Here is a 16548-nt window from a genome sequence, read left to right as displayed (position 1 = left end):
GTCAGTCACCCCATCTTTTGTACAATTGATGTTCAATACGCAGGCTATCCAGCACCTTGCCTACCAGAAAATTCACGATATCATCGATGGTTTTCGGACCATAGTAGAACGCCGGCATCGCAGGAATGATTTTGACGCCAAGCCTGGCCAGCTTCAGCATATTCTCTAAGTGGATCGCATGCAGGGGCGTTTCCCTCGGAACGAGCACCAGCGCGCGGCCTTCCTTCATCATCACATCGGCTGCCCGCCCCATCAGATTATCGGAGGACCCGTGTGCCACCGAGGATAATGTACCCATGGAACAAGGCATAATGATCATGCCTTCAACGAGATAGGATCCACTCGCAATCGTAGCTCCGATATCAGCGATCGGGTGATAAATCACCTTCCCCTCATATCCACCGAATTTTTCGGACAGCATCTCCTCGCGGTTGCCTGCCTGAAAATCCATTTCCTCCTTCAGGACACGCCAGCCTGCATTCGAAATGATCAGGTGCACATCATAGCCCAGCGAGAGCAGGCTTTCGGTAAGGCGTACACCGTATATGCTGCCGCTGGCCCCCGTAATCCCGACAACCCAGCTTTTTCTGCGCGTGGCTTCCATCAGATATACCGCACCACCAAATCAATCAAAGTAAACACAAACAAGATGATGCTGAGCGTACTGTTCATGGTAAAGAAAGCTGTTTGCAGCCGGCTCATGTCGTTTGGCGATAAAATGTAATGCTGATAGAACAAGATTCCGCAGGCAATGAGCATGCCAATCAGGTACCACCAGCCGAGCGGGGTGACAAAGAATAGAATAATAAAGCCAGCCGCGGTCACTACATGGAATCCCCGGGCAAACCATAACGCTTTATGCAATCCGAATCGGGAAGGAATCGAGTACAGCTTCTCCTTCGCATCAAACTTCTCGTCTTGGCAAGCGTAGACAATATCAAATCCCGCTGTCCAGAACGCCAGCGCAATATAAAACACGATTGCTTTCCAGTCGATCTGACCGGTTACCGCAACCCATCCGCCAAGCGGAGCCAATGCGGTTGTAAGTCCGAGAACCAAATGGCACAGCCATGTAAAGCGTTTCGTAAAGGAATAAATAATAAGCATAAAAATTGCAATAGGCAGCAATCGAAAAGCAAACGGGTCCAGCATAAACGTCGCCCAGAAAAATACTGCAAAAGACAAAATAATAAATAAAATCACTTCAAGCGGCTTGAGCAGTCCTGCCGGAATGGCCCGGTTTGCGGTGCGAGGGTTCTTGGCGTCAATGTGTTGATCTGTCAGCCGATTCAGTCCGAACGCGGCGCTGCGTGCCCCGAACATGGCCAGAAAGATCCAGCCGATATCTCCCCAGGAAGGCAGCCCGTCAAACACAACAGCCGATCCCACTAAAGCCCCCATAAAAGCGAAAGGCAGAGCAAACAGTGTATGCTCCACTTTGATCATTTCAAGATACGTTCCTATTTTCTTAAACATCCAGATTCTCCTTGATCCCAATATGTAAGGCTGCGATGCCACCAGTCAAGGGATAGGCCTGAACCTGTTTAAGTCCGGTCTGACGGAAAGCTTCGGCAAGCTCCTCTCTTCCGGGGAATAATGCCAACGATTCCGGCAGCCACTTATACTGCTCATATCGCTTGGCTACCAGTTTCCCCATCCGAGGCAGCACTTGTTGAAAGTAGAAATAATAAATGCCTTTGAACGGCTGCCAGGTGGGCTTGGACAGTTCCAGGCATACAACCATCCCTCCAGGCTTAACCACGCGTTTCATCTCTTGCAATACCTGCATATAATCCGGTACGTTGCGAAGACCGAAACCAATCGTTGCGTAGTCGAATTGACCATCTTCGAACGGAAGGCTCATCGCGTTGCCTTGAACCAGATTGATCTGCTGTTCCAAACCCTCTTTGGCCACCTTCTGCCGGCCGACGTTCAGCATCCCCTCGCTGAAATCAAGTCCGACTATGTGTCCGGATTCACTTGCCTGGGCCATACTGATCGTCCAGTCGCAAGTTCCGCAGCATAGGTCGATAGCCGTATCGCCTTGACGCATATTCATTTTCCTCATCGTATACTTGCGCCAGGCTTTATGTCTTCGAAAGCTGAGAATGTCATTCATCAAATCATATTTCCCTGAGATGCTTTCGAAGACGGAATGAACATACTGCTCTTTCGGATTTTTGCCGTCATGCTTATTCATGTCCAGCTTGTTCGTTTGATTATCCACTGCATCCCCCTACCCTTCACTTACGACGGACCGGAACGTGCTGAGCCGTTTCAGGAAAGGGTCCAATATGCCGGCGTAAGGGCTCTCTTCTACGCGGCTTGCCAGCTGCTGCTGAATGGCACTTACCGATTACCCGGAGCTTATCCAGCAGCTTCTCTGATGCCTTGTGCTTCAGAATCAGCTTCTTCCAATCCTTCATATCCGTCCTCTTACCGACCAGCATTTTCCGTTCCTCATCGCTTCCCGCCTCGATCAGATGCCAATAGGCGTAACCCCATCTGCCGAATTCAGGCGTTGCACAGCGTTCCATCTCCTGCACAAGTGTTTCACATTCCGTGATTTCCCTGAGCAGCTTCTCCCAAGTCTCTTGCACGGATTCCTCAAGCAGCGGAGTAAAAGAAAGAAACAGCTGCATGTTCAGCTGTACCGTTAGACTTAAATAATCTTCCGAAGGCAGCAGTGCTTCTTTCATTTTGCCGTACAAATTCATCTTCATCACGTTAACATCGCTCACAGCCTTGCTAAGAAGTGAGATAACAGCGATTTCGCCCTTCAGGGCAAGAAGTTGGTAAAATCGGCTGCTGAAGTAATCCCCTGCGAGAACTTTTAACTGCCGGGATCTCATCAGCGCCTCTCCTTGATTGCCCTCCGTAACATCGATGCTCTCATGCGTATCGAGTCCCACTTGAACCAGTGAGGTAACCAGCGCGTACAATTCTTCGTGTCCGGAAATATTTCGTCCCGAATCCTTTAAAAATATGTATAGCAAATGAACACGGGCATCCGGGAATTCCGGAAGATCCGTGTGGTTCTTAATCATATCATAATTCATATATTTCTCTGCCAGTTCTGGTACGCGATACGATTTCATTCTCAGCCTCCGTGCACTTGATGTTCTTTTGTCCAATTGAGCCCACAATCCAATCTATTATAACACATGTTCAAGGCACGTACATGCCCTGTCATCTACTAATTTACCCGTTTCAAGGGCTGCTGAATTGCTTCAGCCAAAGATTCGTAAATGTTATGTTGAGGGAGCTTGTTAAGGCCGGCGGCATATCGCCGTTCTCAAGTTGGGTGAGTGCTTCTGCATACCGAGGATCCCATGTTTCTCTGCTCATGTTCGATGCCAACAGCATGTAACGCTTCCCGCCCCAGCGATCAATGGCTATCACTCTCAAATACAACTGCTGTACATTATCGGTACCCTCAAACGAGAAGGACATAACACTTGCAACATCCTCATAGACGTCGGTTACGGTATCTGATTGATCGTTTAATTTGATATCCAGAGTCAGAGCGCCGTCATCATAATCCGCACGGCTAATCCTAAGATGGAGAGGAAGCTCCATCAGCGCATCCACTAATCCGGCATCGTTTAACTCCCGGGAATGATATGGGATTGCAGCGGTCACAGCTCCGACCTTATAACGCGTTTGTGACTGCACGCTAATAAGCAGCGCAAGTATCATGCAGGCGATAGCCGCCGGCACAAGAACAGCTCGTACGGATGGCCAATGCTTCATATTATCTACCTCCTCTGTCCTTAGTTTCCTCCGCTCCCATTAAGTCCATACCTCATTGTATAAAGAAAAAAAGCAGGCTATGCCTGCTTTAAGATATAACGATTAGTTTTCGGACTAGAGGATCGATAGAGCTGTTAGCGTCACTGCCACCCCGAGGGCAGCAATTCGGGCCATATTCATCAGAACAAAATTTTGTACCGCGATCACGAATGTCTTCTCTTTAGAAGGACGAGCCGTAAATTGCACCCCTTTTTTATAAACCGGAATAATCGTTACAAATACCAGAAGAACAAGCACGGGGTGCACCTTCAACATAAGAAGGGCCAGCAGATCAAGGTATGCGAGAACGTAGAAAATACGGAACAGCGATAAGGAATGCTTGAACCCGATGTATACCGGCAGCGTGTACCGCTTGTTCTCCATATCCTCATCCATATCACAGATGTTGTTTGCCAGCATGATGTTAGCAATTCCGAGAATGGCCGGAAGGGACACGACAAGCAGCAGCAGAACTTCGGGAAGATTCACCTGAAGCGAGAGCATCCCTCCATGTATATCAAGAACCGCCAGTCTGTCCTTATCCACGTGGATCCAAACCGAGATAAAAATGATGACAAATCCCATAAACAATCCCGAGAACAGCTCTCCAAGCGGCATTCTTGAGATCGGAATCGGACCGAACGAATATAAGATCCCTACCGCAAAGGACAATCCTCCAAGCAGCAGGATCAGCCAGCCCGTGGAGAGAAAGAGCGCGATGCCGGAGCCGACTGCCGTCAGCAAAAGCACCACAATCACACACAGGACTGCCGTCTCCTTTAGTTTATAACGCACAATCGCATTATGCTGCTCATAACCGAAACCATTCGTCTTGATCGCTTTTTTGTAATCATAGTAGTTATTGATCGCTGTCGTTGCCATATCAAACGACAATAATGAAGCCAGCATAAGGACAAAATGATACCCTTCAAACTGCTGAAAGCGAAATAGCGCGTACAAGGTTCCTAACAGGAACGGGATCATGCTGGCTACCTTTGTCTGAATTTCCACCAGTTTAAAAAAAGATCGGACTCCCATCTTCATCACCCTTTATCATAAAAGTATCTAACTCCAGATTAAAGGATGTGAAAACAGGAGGCTGTTCGAATTGTACTTGACAAAACAGCTTCAAAAGTGACGAATGTTACTTTCTAGAGGCAAACACCAACCTAGTCGGATGTATCCTTGTCTATTCTTCTACGGCTCCACGGTGTTCCCAGCAGCGGCAGTGCCCAGCGGTCCAGGCCATACCAGCCCGTTAGTATATCCATCGTAAGTTAACTCGACCATAGGACTTTTAACAATGTGTTTACGCACTTCCACGTCAAAAAAACGTTCCATACAAAAAAAGCCGCCACCGATCATGGTGGGGCTTCTCAATAATGCCAAGTGAAAATTAACTGCCAGATTCGATTTTCCCGTGTTTCGTCATGACTTCCGCTTTACCGCGTATTTTCACTGCCGATGTATGATCCGTGAACTGTGCGATGATGACTTCGCCTTTATCCAGCTTCTCGGTATGATGAAACCGGGTGTCCTGTCCGCGGGTAAGACCGATGACTTGAACCCCGTAGGTCAAGTGCTTTGACAACAAAATAATCTCCGTTCTGAACGTTCTCCATTTCCAGACCTCCTGACCGTAAGTCTAAAAGAAAAGGCCGTGAACGAATTCACGACCTGTGCTCTTAGGTAATATGTAGAAATCTTTATTTGATTCCGTCTTTGAGCGCTTTACCAGGTTTAAATGCAGGAATTTTGCTCGCAGGGATTTCGATTTCTTCACCTGTCTGCGGGTTGCGGCCTTTCCGTGCGGAACGCTCGCGAACCTCGAAGTTGCCAAAGCCAACCAGTTGAACCTTGTCTCCACTTTGCAGTGCTTCAGAGATCGCATCGAAAACGGCATCAACCGCTTTAGTTGCATCTTTCTTCGACAGCTCAGTAGATTCAGCTACTTGTGTGATCAGATCCGATTTATTCATTCTTTCACCTCCCTAACAAGGATGTGCTCCACTTGCTATTCACTGTTTCCGTTTTACCGCAAATTATACGTGCAATCGGGTATTTTACCCCTATCTCGCGTTTAGAATGCATGACGCGGAACAAATTTATAGTAATACAGCCATCTCATAATTTCAAGCGTTTTGCTTTATTGGACCAAAGAAAACACGAAAAACAGCCGCTAATCGGGACTTTTGACCCGCTAGCGACTGCTTTTTTCCGCTTCCTATCAACGCCTGGATTAGAGAATAATGGCAATCAAACCGCCGGAACCCTCGTTAATAATGCGACCCAACGTTTCCTGTAATTTGTATCTTGCATTGTCTGGCATCATGGCAATTTTGCCCTGAATTCCTTCGCGGACGATCGAGTGCAGCGAGCGTCCGAATATATCGGATTCCCAAATTTTGATCGGATCGTTCTCGAAATCCTGCATCAGATAGCGGACAAGCTCCTCACTCTGCTTCTCTGTTCCGATAATCGGCGAGAACTCGGATTCCACATCGACTCGAATCATATGGATGGAAGGCGCCGTCGCTTTCAATCTTACCCCAAAGCGGGTGCCCTGGCGGATAAGCTCAGGCTCATCGAGAGCCATCTCAGCCAGCGAAGGAGCTGCAATACCGTAACCTGTTGTTTTGACCATTTCAAGAGCTTCAGCGAAGCGGTCATACTCCCGTTTGGCATGGGAGAACTCCTGCATCAGCTGCAGCAGATGATCTTTGCCACGAATCTCAACACCAACGACCTCCATCAAGATCCGATCATACAATTCGTCAGGAGCGAAGAGATCGATCTCTGCGACGCCCTGCCCCATATTCATACCGCTAAGACCAGCGTGGTTAATAAAGTCATACTCCATGAACTGGCTGACAACACGATCCACATCGCGCAGGCGACGGATATCTTTCACGGTGTCTCTAACCGAGTTCTCGTAGTTGCTGCGCAGCCAGTGGTTCTCGTTGAGCACCATAACCCAGCTAGGCAGGTTGACATTCACCTCATGTACAGGGAACTCATACAATACTTCGCGAAGAACGCCGGTTACATCATCTTCGGTCATTGTAGCCGCGCTCAGTGTCATTACCGGAATGTCGTACTTCTCTGCCAGCTCATTACGCAGTTGAAGGGTTTCTTCACTGCGTGGACGCGTGGAGTTAATCACAACCACGAATGGCTTGCCAACTTCCTTCAGTTCCTCAATGACCCGCTCTTCCGCTTCAACGTAAGAACTGCGCGGGATCTCAGCGATGCTGCCGTCTGTCGTTACAACAACACCAAGTGTTGAGTGCTCCTGAATGACTTTGCGTGTTCCGATTTCAGCCGCTTCCTGGAACGGAATCGGTTCTTCGAACCATGGTGTCGAGATCATTCTAGGGCCGTTCTCGTCCTCGTATCCCTTGGCGCCTTCAACAGCGTAGCCTACGCAATCCACCAGTCGTACGTTGACCTCAAGACCATCCGTAACCTTAATCTGCACCGCATTGTTTGGCACAAATTTCGGCTCGGTTGTCATGATCGTTTTCCCTGCAGCACTTTGAGGCAGCTCATCGACAGCTCTTACTCGATCCGCCTCGTTCGTAATGTTCGGGAGAACAATCGTCTCCATAAACCGCTTAATGAAGGTTGATTTTCCCGTACGGACGGCACCGACAACACCTAAGTAAATGTCCCCTCCGGTCCGTTCGGCAATGTCCTTAAAAATGTCCACTTTTTCCAAAAGAGATCCCCTCCTCAAATTACTCCGAAGGAAAAATGCTTTAAGAGCATCCGCTTCGTGTTCCACTCATAGCCAAAGCCATTGCAACAGATGAGCAGCCTTTACAATGTCGCCAGCATCCCGCCGCCGGTATTCCATGAGTTTTGATGGAAACGGCAAAGCGGCGTAACTCGTACATGCATTTGGACTAGTAACATCATATGTACCGGGTTCAAAAATATGACGGTTGCCCCTTAAAGTCCGTCCAGTTTTTTTTAAGATATCGAAGATGTCTAAACAAACTAGACACGAAAAATCAAATATCCCAAGAAAAAACCACCGCATGGAGCGGTCTGTTCTCATGATGCGTCCCCGGACGTTGCCCTGAACCTCATGATGTGGGCAACCGACTCTTGCCCGCACTACTCTTTCAGATTATGAATATGCGCGCACTTTAATAGATATTCCAAATAGATTCATTCAATTTCAAAAAATCATCAAAAGGAGTGCATGGCCGATCCTTTGCTGCTAAAACAAAAAAATACCCGCCGGGCTCGACGGGTATTACAGATAGGAGTCAGGATTGCGGCTGGGCCACGGGCTGCCCGTCCTTCCACGTGTAAGCGACTGATTTTACGGGGACATAGTAGGATTCTTCCTCCAAAAACACCCGTAAATCTTGTCCTTCTTGGGGATCGGCCCCATTTTTCTGGATGGCCTGCATAATATCGAAGGCGTAATCCGCATAAACGGTACCCTCTTCATCCATGATGAAGGTCATCTCCTGACCCGAATACACACTCATCAGTTTCAGGGACTTGGCATCGGTCTTGGACAAGTCCACCGCCGTATAACCCGGATAGAGGGCTTCGCCTGCCGGCAGGGCGTTGTCATGGGACATTTTATACAGATTCACTGCTCTTTGAACGTCATTCACCTTCTGGGTCGTGGTCAAGTCCATGACCTTCACGGTTGGCTTCGTTTCTTCATTAATAATAAGAAAGTAACCGCTGCCACCCTGCTCGAAAGCCGTGTTCGGAATCTCATCGAGGTATCCTCTGCCCTTGAGTTGATCCAGATCGACCCGGTACTTCTCATACCGCGGAATCTCCTGGCCAGCCGTTATAATCGGCAGTATTCCCTGCTCCTTGTAAAAATCGTCCACTGCCGATTGTATTCTCTTGATACTCTCCCTGTATGAAACCTGGTTCTCCTGTAATTTCTCATCAGGGTACAGGCAGCCGGTCAGCAGCATCGGAAAAAGTACCAGGATCAAGATGGCAGACATCCGCTTTGAACGGCCCCCTGCTTGGGTCATCCCATTGACAATACTCAACTAACATCATCCTTCACTTTAAATAAAATCATCCAAATCTCGGCTCCTCGCAGCCTCCAACTGCTTGCGTACCGCAGCTTTGAGCGGATCCTCCGGAATCATGACCGTTACATGGTCTGTTATTCTTGTTTGACAGGATAACCGGTAGCCTTGCTCGATAAGGGTTGAACCCAGCTTTCGAATTTCCTTGGATTCAGGGGGCAAGCAGTGCCCACGCTCCTCCTTCGGTATGATAACCTTGCACATCAAACAGCCGGCTTTTCCTCCACAACGGGTCGGAATACGTACACCAGCCCGACGAGAGGCATCCAGAACATTCGTATGTTGACGAACCTTGGCTTTTTTCTGATCTGGCAAAAACAATACCTCGTAGTCCACCGGTAAACGCACCCCCTTTTCTTCCTTATGTACACAAACCTTCGTGATTGCATCTACATATGCTGTGCTAAAGCTGCAGTCCCATTAAACGATTCAATATCTCAAGATGCTCCACGCTCAGACGATTACGGCTTATTAACTGCTGGAGAAGCGGAATGTGATTGTCCTTGTCCTTCAGGATAGCCTCCCCAATAGCTTCATAACGATCCTGCCTGTCCCGCAGCACGTTGAACACCAGTTCATGGGATAACGGCATCAGCCGTACCGCAGCGTCCCGTATACGGCTCTCAGGCGCTGCTTGGTACAAGAGTGACTCAATCTCTACCCTATAGGAGGATCCTGAAGAATTGATCTGAAAGCTGCCCACCAGCTCGATAGGGACTTCGTTAATGACATAGTGGCTCAGAATCGAGGAATACATTCCTTCCTGATCAAGGCGGGGAGCATCAACTGCCGCTGAAGCCAGCGTCTCATGCAATGGGTGAACACCCTCCGCATCGGTATATAAATCGATATCCCTCGGCGGTTTATCCAGCTTCACGTCCTGTAGAAGCAAGCTGCAGCTCCCGCCAAGCAGCCATGCGGTATAAGCCCGATTCAGTCTGTGAATGGCGGCAGCTAGTACCTTCTCCAATTCCGGCAGATCATTCAGCGTCATGCTGCACCCCTTTTACCTTATCATCCCTGACGGCTTCCTTTGTTATATGATGGAGGCCAGTCCAATAATAAAACCAAAAATCATCATCATAAAGGCCACAAACGACAAAGTGCCGCGCAGGAAACCCTTCGTCTTGCTTCGCGCAAGTGTAACCACGATGACAGACAGCGCCATAATCAATAATGCGACAAGGGACAGCCACATCTTTTGCATTGGATCCATGTCACGAAACTCTCCAATCTCTCATCAAATTATTCAACCTATTATATCACGAAAACGGTACCGCCTCACCCCAGGTTTGTCGAAAAAAAGAACAAAAGCCGCCGCCCAGCTGGACGTGGCTTTTGTTCATCATTGCTGCAACTTATTTGTTCATCATCATTTTCATCAAGGCTTCCATATTGCTTGGATTCATGCCGCTCTTCTTCACGGCTCCGACAATCTCCTGGATTGTATCCTCACTAACCGGTATGTTCGCCATGGAAGACACCTGTTTGATCAGTTGACGGAGCTGGGCTTCATTTTGCATTGTAGACGGCTTAACCGTGCTAGCCAGCTTATTGACAGCCCCTGAAGAAATTTTCTTGCCGCTTTTCTTGTTAATCGCATTCAGTACATCCTTGTGAAAGCTTTTGCTCATTTCCACCCCTCCTCCGACATCCTCACAACAATATATGAGAGAGCTATCGGAATGGTGAATAAGCTAGGTGTGCCACTGTTCCCAAGTTTCAAGCGGCATCAATTCCATCTCGGTCTTGGGATCCCGGCCCATTAAAGCTTCCACAGCAGTACGGGGATTGCGATCCTGGAAGAGCACATGATACAGCTGATCGGCAATCGGCATCTGCACGCCATATTTCTCAGAAATGGCATGTGCCGCTTTGGTCGTCCGAATTCCTTCCACAACCATCCCCATGGAGCCCAGAACTTCGTCCAGCTTCTTGCCTTGGCCCAGCATAGAGCCTGCTCGCCAGTTCCGGCTGTGTTGACTCGTAGCGGTAACCACAAGGTCCCCGATGCCGGCAAGCCCGGCAAACGTAAGCGGATTTGCTCCCATCTCCATACCGATTCGCAATATTTCCGCCAACCCTCTGGTGATGAGCGCTGCCTTGGCGTTGTCACCAAAGCCCAAGCCATCTGACATCCCGGCACCTAGTGCAATGATATTCTTCAAAGCCCCGGCGAGTTCCACACCGATCATATCCCGGTTCGTATATACTCTGAAATACGTGTTCATAAACAAATCCTGGGTAGCTGTGGCGGCCGCAGCATCCGATGATGCTACAACAACGGTAGTAGGACAGCGTCTAACTACTTCTTCCGCGTGGCTTGGTCCGGATAATACCACCACACGTCCTTCCTCACAGCCAAGCTCCTCGGAAATGACGGTAGACATCCGCTTCAAGGATTCAGTCTCGAACCCCTTCGTCGCATGGATGACCAGCATATCCTCAGTCCAATATGGCTTCAATTGGCCCGTGACCTCCCGCATAGCGGATGAAGGTGCAACAATGACCACAGCAACAGCCGAAGAAACCGCTTCTTCCATATGGGTTGTAGCGCGGATATTCGATGATAACTCCACACCGGGCAAATAACGGTTATTGGTATGAGACTCGTTAATTTCACGAGTCTGTTCCTCCGTTCTTGTCCAGACTACAACATTCAGATGATTCGAAGCGAGAACACTTGCCAAAGCGGTTCCCCAACTACCTGCCACCAGAACAGCGACTTTGTCAGACAACACGCTTCCCTCCTTTGTCTTTTCCTTTTCCCGAACCCAACTTATTCTCACGACCCTGTACAAGCTTCACAATATTCGTACGATGCCGCCAGAAGGCGAACACACATATAATCAAGCTTGTCCAAAAAATCGGCCAAGAATATCCTGCAATTAAAAGAAAAACAGGGGTGAGAAGTACAAAAATAAGGGAACCCAAAGATACATAACGGGTAAAAACAATCGATAGAATTGCGATAATGCCTGCTATAAACGCCGGTAAAAAGCAAAGTGTGGCCAGCACACCAATGGCGGTTGCAATCCCTTTGCCGCCTCGAAAACGGAAATAGAGCGGCCAATTATGACCGATTATGGCCGCAATCCCGCATAAACCAGGCAGCCACTCATTGTCTCCCCCGAGCCATCGTCCGATCCAAACCGCAGCGATGCCCTTCATTACATCCAATGCCAACACAAGTATGGCAGGCCCTTTCCCCAAGACGCGGAGGGTATTGGTTGCCCCGGCGTTGCCGCTGCCATGCTGGCGAATGTCGATCCCTTTGAGGATTTTGGCAAATAGTACGCTAAAGCTCACCGAACCAAGTAAATAACACACTACAATCGCTACGATCTCCAGAATCAAGCTATTCTCCCCTAACTCTCATCAGACTTTCTTCGTGTAAATATCCTGATGGGTGTACCTTCAAAATCAAACGCTGCCCGAATCTTGTTCTCGAGATAACGCTCATACGAGAAGTGCATCAATTCAGGATCGTTGACAAATACAACCATGGTTGGCGGTTTAACCGCAACCTGTGTTGAGTAGTTAATGCGCAATCTTCTTCCTTTATCCGTTGGAGGCGGATTGATGGCAATCGCATCCGATATCACATCGTTAAGCAGATGTGTCTGGACGCGAAGTGAATGCTGATCGGCCACATGTTTAACCACGGGGAGCAGCTTCTGCAATCTCTGCTTTGTTTTGGCGGACAGGAATACGATCGGTGCGTAGGTCATGAACAAGAAATGATCCCGGATCTTCTTCTCGAACTGCTGCATCGTCTTATCTTCCTTCTCAACCATATCCCATTTGTTGACAACGAACAAAGAAGCTTTACCAGCCTCGTATGCATACCCTGCAATATGCTTGTCCTGCTCGATGATGCCTTCCTCGCCATTAATGAGCACGAGCACCACATCTGCACGCTCGATGGCACGCATCGCACGCATGACACTGTATTTCTCTGTCGTCTCGTAGACCTTGCCCCGCTTACGCATACCTGCGGTATCGATGAGCACATAACGTTGCCCGTCTTTCTCGAACGGCGTATCAATTGCATCACGCGTAGTCCCGGCAACGTCGCTGACAATAACACGTTCTTCTCCCAATATCGCATTAACGAGGGAAGACTTGCCGACATTCGGTCTGCCAATCAAAGCGACGCGAATAACATCCTCGTCATATCCGTCATCCTCAAGCTCCGGCAAGTTCTCCACGACAACGTCAAGCAGATCCCCGATTCCGGTCCCGTGGCTTCCCGATATGCCCACAGGATCGCCAAATCCTAAGGAATAGAATTCGTAGATATCATCAACACGCTTCAAATTATCCACTTTGTTTACGCTTAGAATAACCGGCTTGCCGGATCGGAACAGAATTTGTGCAACTTCCTCGTCCGATTGGGTAACCCCCGCTTTAGCATCGCACATAAATACGATGACATCCGCTTCTTCAATCGCAAGCTCTGCCTGCATGCGTATGGATTTCAATATCATGTCGTCACCGTCGATTTCGATACCCCCGGTATCGATGACGCTGAACGCTTTGCCGTTCCATTCGGCACTTCCGTAAATCCGGTCACGGGTAATGCCCGGTTTATCTTCAACGATGGCTAATCTGTCGCCAATCAGTCGGTTAAATATGGTGGATTTACCGACGTTAGGTCGTCCAACGATAGCCACTACGGGTCTTGCCATAGTCACTCCTCCTGTCAATTCTTACGATTATCATCATAGCAAAAAACGTTACAATTGGCTAACCTTTCATCTTATTTCTATTATGCTCTACCCCATGTTACAACATCCGTTCACGTTAGTCCCCTAAAAAAACAAATGGCGAACCCAGGTTTCTGGGTTCGCCGACTTCGTTATGATAGGTCAATAGACCGAACAAAACTGTTCCCGGGCTTACTTGAATTTGCTCAGCTTATCGCCAAAACGCTCTCCAAGCGTAACACTCATGCCTTGATTGTTCAAAGAAACGTTAGGGTTGTCTTTCAGATCGATTTTAGGACCTTTGGACGGTTTTTCAGCTCGTGGAGCTTGAGCTGGTGCCTCTTCAGTTTCTTTGATGCTCAGGCTTACACGCTGCTCGGAAGTGTTGATATCAAGCACTTTAACCTGAACTTCCTGGCCTTCTTTCAATACTTCTTGCGGAGTACCGATATGCTTGTGGGAGATTTGGGAGATATGAACCAAACCTTCAACACCTGGAGCCAGCTCAACGAATGCGCCAAAGGTAACCAGACGTTTTACAACGCCTGTCACGATGTCGCCAGTGTTGAATTGCTCTCCAGCTGTTTCCCATGGACCAGGAGCTGCTGCTTTGATACTGAGGCTGATTTTGCCTTTTTCAGGATCAACTTTCAGCACTTTCACGCGAACTTGGTCGCCTTCGGACAATACATCGGCAGGCTTCTCAACATGGCTCCAAGCAATCTCGGATACATGAACCAAACCGTCAACGCCGCCCACGTCAACAAATGCGCCGAATTGGGTAAGACGTTGTACTGTACCTTCCAGCACTTGACCGTCTTGAAGCTCGGACATTACTTTTTGTTTGTTGGATTCGAACTCTTCTTCCAGAACATCCTTCTGGGAAAGAATCACTTTGTTGTTCTCGCGGTCCAGTTCTTTCACTTTTACGCGAAGTGTGCGGCCTTTGTAGTCGCTGAAATCTTCAACAAAATGACGTTCTACCATAGACGCAGGAATAAAGCCGCGTGCACCAACATCGGCTACAAGTCCGCCTTTCACCACGTCAGCCACCGTTACTTCGAATACGTCTTGATCTGCAAAATGCTTCTCAAGCTCTTCCCATGAATTCTCGGTGTCGATCGCGCGCTTGGAAAGAACCAGGCTTTCCTTGTCATCGTTAATGCTAACGACTTTGCACTCTACCTCTTGGCCAACCTGAACCGCATCAGATGCATTATCAAGTTGTACAGAAGACAGTTCGCGAACAGGAATTACGCCGTCATATTTATATCCAATGCTTACGTAAGCTTGGTTGTCCTCCAGTTTGACGATCGTCCCTTTCACGGTGTCCCCTTTTTTCAAGGATACGATTTGGTCCAGCTGCTCTTGGTTTTCAGCAGCCTCTTGATTTCTTGTTTCTTCCGACATGTCAAATAACCTCCTCAATTCAAACCCCATTTATTTAAACTCGCATTCGCGAAGTTCAAAACATAATTGCTGTAGTATCTTTCCAACTTTCCCATGCTTTTTATGCATGGAGCGAATAAATCAGTTCACGGTTGGTTTGCCGCTTGCACGCATTTCATGAATCTTCGCCATGATCATTCCAGTTGCCGCATCCAGTGCCTCTGGTGATTTATCCCCCTCAAACTGGGACAGATCCACAGGTGCGCCGTAGATGATCTTCACTTTTCTAAAAAGCTTGTAATCACCGATAATCGCAGCTGGTATGACCGTTGCCCCGCTGCGGAGAGCAAAGCTTGCTGCACCCCGTTTCGCTGCGGTAGCATCCGAGTTGCGTGTCCCTTCGGGAAAGATGCCCATGATCTCGCCGGAACGCAAGATGGTAAGGGCCATCTTGATGGAATCTTTGCTCACTCCACCGCGCTTCACCGGAAAAGCTCCAAGCTGGCGGACCAGCCATCCGAACACCGGAATTTTGAACAGTTCCGCCTTCGCCATGAATTTCACCTGGCGTTTGACGTGGATCCCGACAGATATTGGATCTCTTATGCTAATATGATTGCTGCAGATTAGCACGCCGCCTTCTGAAGGTATGTTATGTACGCCGACAGATTCAAATCTGTAGAGAATAGCGAACAAACCGCGGACCACCGCTCTGCAAAAAAGATAAATCATTGCTTTTTCTCCCCATCCCACTTAAGTTTCGCAATATGAAAGAATCGCTTCAACAACCTGGTTGATATCCATATGTGTCGTATCCAGAATGATGGCATCCTCTGCGCATCGGAGCGGCGACACTTCACGTTCCTGGTCAAGCCTGTCACGTTCTGCGATATCTTTTTCCAGTTGTTCCAGCGTGATGCCTTCATCACTCAACTCATTGAAGCGGCGGAGAGCACGTTCCTTGACACTGGCCGTCATGAAAATCTTCACCTCAGCATCCGGCAAAACCGTCGTGCCAATGTCACGCCCATCCATGACAACGCCTTTCTCCAGCGCCATTTGCTGCTGCAAACGGACAAGCTTTATCCGTACGCCCTCGATTCGTGCATATTTGGATACCACTGCACTAACCTGGTGTGAACGAATATAGGGTGTGACATCTTCCCCGTTCAGCAAAACCATTTGACCATTTTCATGCGGTTTTAATTCAATCACCATGTTTTGTGCATATTGAAGCACTTTTTCGGGATCTTCCGGAGAAATCCCTTGGTTCAGCATGAACCAGGTGACTGCCCTGTACATGGCTCCGGTATCCACATAGATGTACTGCAGCCTGCTGGCCACCATACGTGCTACTGTGCTTTTACCCGCGCCTGCCGGACCGTCAATGGCAATATTGATTCTGTCGCGATAACCTGTCCCCTGCATAACCAACGGGGCATTCCTCCTCAAACATATACCTCGAAATCGAAAGGGCTTACCATCCAGATAGGACGGAATCACACTTCCTGAGAAAAAATATACAAGAAAGCGCGAGATGAATTCTGCACCATTCTTATATTTCAAGAAAAAAGCAGGCGCCC

General features: G+C 48.5%; 19 protein-coding genes and 1 pseudogene. All 20 read right to left on the bottom strand.

Annotation, left to right across the window (positions count from 1 at the left end; genetic code table 11):
• Position 1 precedes the first annotated feature (1 nt).
• Entirely contained in the window at positions 2-604 is a 603-nt protein-coding gene (locus tag PVOR_RS12115) for a UbiX family flavin prenyltransferase (protein WP_006209471.1), read from the bottom strand.
• The gene (locus tag PVOR_RS12110) at positions 604-1476 is read right to left on the bottom strand and encodes a UbiA-like polyprenyltransferase (protein WP_006209470.1); all 873 of its coding nucleotides are present in this window, start codon (positions 1474-1476) and stop codon (positions 604-606) included. Before PVOR_RS12110 ends, PVOR_RS12115 begins: the two co-directional genes overlap by 1 nt.
• Complete coding sequence (locus PVOR_RS12105) at positions 1469-2200, bottom strand: demethylmenaquinone methyltransferase (protein WP_036637031.1); 732 nt, start codon at positions 2198-2200, stop codon at positions 1469-1471. The genes PVOR_RS12110 and PVOR_RS12105 overlap by 8 nt, the downstream gene beginning before the upstream one ends.
• Before the next feature lie 43 nt (positions 2201-2243).
• A complete protein-coding gene (locus PVOR_RS12100) occupies positions 2244-3098 on the bottom strand; it encodes a heptaprenyl diphosphate synthase component 1 (RefSeq protein ID WP_006209468.1) in 855 nt (284 codons plus the stop codon).
• A 112-nt stretch (positions 3099-3210) separates the two neighbouring features.
• Positions 3211-3753, bottom strand: a complete 543-nt coding sequence (locus PVOR_RS12095; RefSeq protein WP_006209467.1) for a hypothetical protein — start codon at positions 3751-3753, stop codon at positions 3211-3213.
• Between the two features lie 114 nt (positions 3754-3867).
• Entirely contained in the window at positions 3868-4830 is a 963-nt protein-coding gene (locus tag PVOR_RS12090) for a 1,4-dihydroxy-2-naphthoate polyprenyltransferase (protein ID WP_006209466.1), read from the bottom strand.
• Between the two features lie 358 nt (positions 4831-5188).
• Positions 5189-5414, bottom strand: a pseudogene (gene mtrB / locus PVOR_RS12085) (trp RNA-binding attenuation protein MtrB).
• A gap of 84 nt (positions 5415-5498) precedes the next feature.
• Positions 5499-5771 (bottom strand): HU family DNA-binding protein, encoded by a 273-nt coding sequence (locus tag PVOR_RS12080; protein ID WP_006209463.1) that lies wholly within the window; start codon positions 5769-5771, stop codon positions 5499-5501.
• Between the two features lie 260 nt (positions 5772-6031).
• Complete coding sequence (gene spoIVA, locus PVOR_RS12075) at positions 6032-7510, bottom strand: stage IV sporulation protein A (protein WP_006209462.1); 1479 nt, start codon at positions 7508-7510, stop codon at positions 6032-6034.
• Positions 7511-8066: 556 nt separating this feature from the next.
• Positions 8067-8807 (bottom strand): DUF3939 domain-containing protein, encoded by a 741-nt coding sequence (locus PVOR_RS12070; protein ID WP_040680535.1) that lies wholly within the window; start codon positions 8805-8807, stop codon positions 8067-8069.
• A gap of 36 nt (positions 8808-8843) precedes the next feature.
• The gene (locus tag PVOR_RS12065; RefSeq protein ID WP_006209460.1) at positions 8844-9203 is read right to left on the bottom strand and encodes a 2Fe-2S iron-sulfur cluster-binding protein; all 360 of its coding nucleotides are present in this window, start codon (positions 9201-9203) and stop codon (positions 8844-8846) included.
• A 67-nt stretch (positions 9204-9270) separates the two neighbouring features.
• Positions 9271-9861: a hypothetical protein gene (locus tag PVOR_RS12060; protein ID WP_006209458.1), complete on the bottom strand. Its 591-nt coding sequence runs from the start codon at positions 9859-9861 to the stop codon at positions 9271-9273.
• A gap of 42 nt (positions 9862-9903) precedes the next feature.
• A complete protein-coding gene (locus PVOR_RS12055) occupies positions 9904-10083 on the bottom strand; it encodes a DUF2768 family protein (RefSeq protein WP_006209457.1) in 180 nt (59 codons plus the stop codon).
• Between the two features lie 142 nt (positions 10084-10225).
• On the bottom strand, positions 10226-10501 hold the full coding sequence (locus tag PVOR_RS12050) for a stage VI sporulation protein F (protein WP_006209456.1): 276 nt from the start codon (positions 10499-10501) through the stop codon (positions 10226-10228).
• Positions 10502-10564: 63 nt separating this feature from the next.
• Entirely contained in the window at positions 10565-11605 is a 1041-nt protein-coding gene (locus PVOR_RS12045) for an NAD(P)H-dependent glycerol-3-phosphate dehydrogenase (protein ID WP_006209455.1), read from the bottom strand.
• Positions 11598-12224: a glycerol-3-phosphate 1-O-acyltransferase PlsY gene (gene plsY / locus PVOR_RS12040; protein ID WP_006209454.1), complete on the bottom strand. Its 627-nt coding sequence runs from the start codon at positions 12222-12224 to the stop codon at positions 11598-11600. The genes PVOR_RS12045 and plsY overlap by 8 nt, the downstream gene beginning before the upstream one ends.
• 11 nt (positions 12225-12235) lie before the next feature.
• A complete protein-coding gene (gene der / locus PVOR_RS12035) occupies positions 12236-13558 on the bottom strand; it encodes a ribosome biogenesis GTPase Der (RefSeq protein ID WP_006209453.1) in 1323 nt (440 codons plus the stop codon).
• 210 nt (positions 13559-13768) lie between these two features.
• A complete protein-coding gene (gene rpsA, locus PVOR_RS12030) occupies positions 13769-14986 on the bottom strand; it encodes a 30S ribosomal protein S1 (RefSeq protein ID WP_006209452.1) in 1218 nt (405 codons plus the stop codon).
• Positions 14987-15106: 120 nt separating this feature from the next.
• Positions 15107-15697: a lysophospholipid acyltransferase family protein gene (locus PVOR_RS12025; protein WP_006209451.1), complete on the bottom strand. Its 591-nt coding sequence runs from the start codon at positions 15695-15697 to the stop codon at positions 15107-15109.
• 21 nt (positions 15698-15718) lie between these two features.
• Positions 15719-16399, bottom strand: a complete 681-nt coding sequence (gene cmk, locus PVOR_RS12020) for a (d)CMP kinase (protein WP_006209450.1) — start codon at positions 16397-16399, stop codon at positions 15719-15721.
• Positions 16400-16548 lie beyond the last annotated feature (149 nt).

The sequence above is a fragment of the Paenibacillus vortex V453 genome, assembly GCF_000193415.1.
In the GTDB taxonomy this organism is placed as follows: domain Bacteria; phylum Bacillota; class Bacilli; order Paenibacillales; family Paenibacillaceae; genus Paenibacillus_AQ; species Paenibacillus_AQ glucanolyticus.
Note: the sequence above shows the minus strand (reverse complement) of the source record. Positions and strands in the feature narration are given on the sequence as shown.